At 59.2% G+C, this 2,544-nt stretch carries 2 protein-coding genes and 1 pseudogene; 2 read left to right on the top strand and 1 reads right to left on the bottom strand.

Translation table 11 applies throughout. From position 1 onward, the window contains the following. Positions 1-281: pseudogene (gene glyA, locus ACR0A2_RS22150) on the top strand (serine hydroxymethyltransferase); the annotation flags it as partial. A gap of 18 nt (positions 282-299) precedes the next feature. Continuing rightward, positions 300-1,277: an HpcH/HpaI aldolase/citrate lyase family protein gene (locus ACR0A2_RS22155; protein ID WP_480837378.1), complete on the top strand. Its 978-nt coding sequence runs from the start codon at positions 300-302 to the stop codon at positions 1,275-1,277. Positions 1,278-1,346: 69 nt separating this feature from the next. Here ACR0A2_RS22155 and ACR0A2_RS22160 read toward each other — a convergent pair whose 3' ends face one another. Then, positions 1,347-2,348 carry a helix-turn-helix domain-containing protein gene (locus ACR0A2_RS22160; protein ID WP_480837380.1) on the bottom strand — a complete coding sequence of 334 codons (1,002 nt, stop codon included), beginning with the start codon at positions 2,346-2,348 and terminating at the stop codon, positions 1,347-1,349. Positions 2,349-2,544 lie beyond the last annotated feature (196 nt).

Below are 2,544 nucleotides of genomic sequence, written 5' to 3' on the forward strand. Positions count from 1 at the left end.
CCGAGAAAGCCTTGGGTCGCGCGCATATCACCTGCAACAAGAACGGCGTGCCGTTTGACCCCGAAAAGCCGACCATCACGTCGGGCATCCGCCTGGGGTCGCCCGCCGGCACCACCCGCGGCTTCGGCGAGGTCGAATTCCGCCAGATCGCCGACTGGATCATCGAAGTGGTCGACGGCCTGGCCGCCAATGGCGAAGACGGCAACGGCGCCGTCGAGGCCAAGGTCAAGGCCGAAGTCGCAGACCTCTGCGCCAAATTCCCGATCTATCCGAACCTGTAAGACGAAGGACCAGAATCCATGAGCTTTCATTCCATTGACCAAGCCCCTGCCCGACTGAACCGAAGTGAATTGGCCGTGCCCGGCAGCCAACCCGGAATGTTCGAAAAGGCAGCCAAATCCGATGTAGACGTCATTTTCCTTGATCTGGAAGACGCGGTCGCACCGGATGAAAAGGAACAGGCCCGCAGGAACATCATTCAGGCGCTGAACGATATCGACTGGGGCGACAAGACCATGTCGGTTCGGATCAACGGTCTGGACACGCATTACATGTACCGCGACGTCGTCGATGTGGTCGAACAAGCGGGTGAGCGGCTGGACCTGATCATGATCCCCAAGGTCGGAACGGCTGCGGATGTCTATGCCGTCGATATGCTGGTGACCCAGATCGAAGACGCCAAGGGTTACAAAAAACGGATCGGGTTCGAGCACATCATCGAAACCGCGCTTGGCATGCAGAATGTCAGTGAGATTGCGGCAGCATCAAAGCGCAATGAAAGCCTGCACTTCGGCGTGGCCGACTATGCGGCCTCGACCCGTGCGCGCACCACGATCATCGGTGGTGTGAACCCGGACTACTCTGTTTTGACCGATGCAGACCCCGAGGGCGGTCGCCAGACCCATTGGGGTGACATGTGGCATTATGCTCTGGCCCGCATGGTGGTTGCGGCGCGCGCCAACGGGCTGCGTCCGATTGATGGGCCTTTTGGCGATTTTCAGGACCCGGACGGTTACAAGGCCGCCGCAAAACGTGCCGCCGTTCTGGGTTGCGAGGGCAAATGGGCCATTCATCCAAGCCAGATCGCGCTGGCGAACGAGGTGATGTCGCCGTCCGACGCCGAGGTCAACAAGGCGCAGCGCATTCTTGTTGCCATGGCCGAGGCCGAGGCAGACGGAAAAGGCGCCGTTTCGCTGGACGGCCGGCTGATAGATTACGCCTCCATCCGTCAGGCCGAAGTGCTGGTGGAAAAGGCCAGCCAGATTGCTGCGGCGTGAACCAAACCAAAGTTGCGTGGGCAAACTGCCCACGCGATGTCATCGCCCGTTGCGGACGCCGAAGAAGTGCTAGGATCCTTCCGGCGCCATCGACCCCATGAACCGACGGTCCCGCACATCATCCGGGCTGGTTTTGTAGCAGCGTTGAAACGCACGTTTCAAAGCGACGGGCGATGAAAAACCGGTGGCTGCCGAGATTTCGATCTGCGACATGTTCGTGAACTGCAACAGGTTCTGCGCCCGTTCCAGACGAAGCTCCTTGTACGTGGAAAGAAGCTTTGCTCCGGTTTTGCTCAGGAACCGCCGTTGCAGTTGACGCGTCGAGGTTTTGAGCAAACGGGAAAGGTCCGAGATCGTCAGAGGATCTTCGATGTTCTCCTGCATCGCATCCAAAGTACGCACCACCAGAAGATCGCCTTTTGCCCTGTGCACCAGCCGGGCAGCCAACCTGCTTTCGTGTTTTTGCGTAGGTTCGGTCAGACCGATATAGCTGCGCAATGCGTCCGCTATATGCTCTCCGTGATCCATGGACACGAATTCGGACAACAACCGCAACGCGCTCAGTCTGCTGGTCGCGCTGTGGGGGTGCCCGTCGGCGGCCAGATGGGTTGCCGCACCGCAGCTTTCCAATCCGCTTTCCAGCGCGGCCGCGGCAAAGTTCGGGTGAACCGCAACGATGTTTCGGCCTGCTCTGCCCATTTGCACCAGCAACAGGACAGCTCCACCGACCAGAACGGTCCTTGAAGACAGGTTGAGAACTTGCGAAATCCAGCTTCTGCGCGGACCGGAGACGTCCCAGTTGTTCTCCAGATCGCCCCAGAATATCGCCGTCCGACCTGCCCAATAAAGAGGCCCGCCGACCGAGTCATTTCCGGACACCCGGAGATTGACGACGTAAGAGCAGTTTTCGACCAGGCTGTTCAGAGCGTGATAGAACTCCACGACGATCTCAGCCGATGCCAGCGCCCGCGTGTCGCTGAGGATAACATCGATGTGTTTTATTCTTTCGGGCACCTCCGGCCCGGTCTTTGCCAGGTCGGCGCGATCATTTGCGAGGACATAGTGTTTCATTGTTCCTCCATCAAATTGACGAGAGGCAGCGCCTCGCAGGACGCTGCCCTCATTTTCGGATTTCAATCCGCCAGAGCAAACCGCGGATTGCTACGCCCGGTTCCCTATTCCGCGGCGTCTGCGTATGCGTCCATTGGGGGGCATGTGCAGACGAGGTTTCTGTCGCCATATGCGTTGTCGACGCGGTTGACGGGGG

This window comes from Ruegeria sp. H8, from assembly GCF_056532905.1.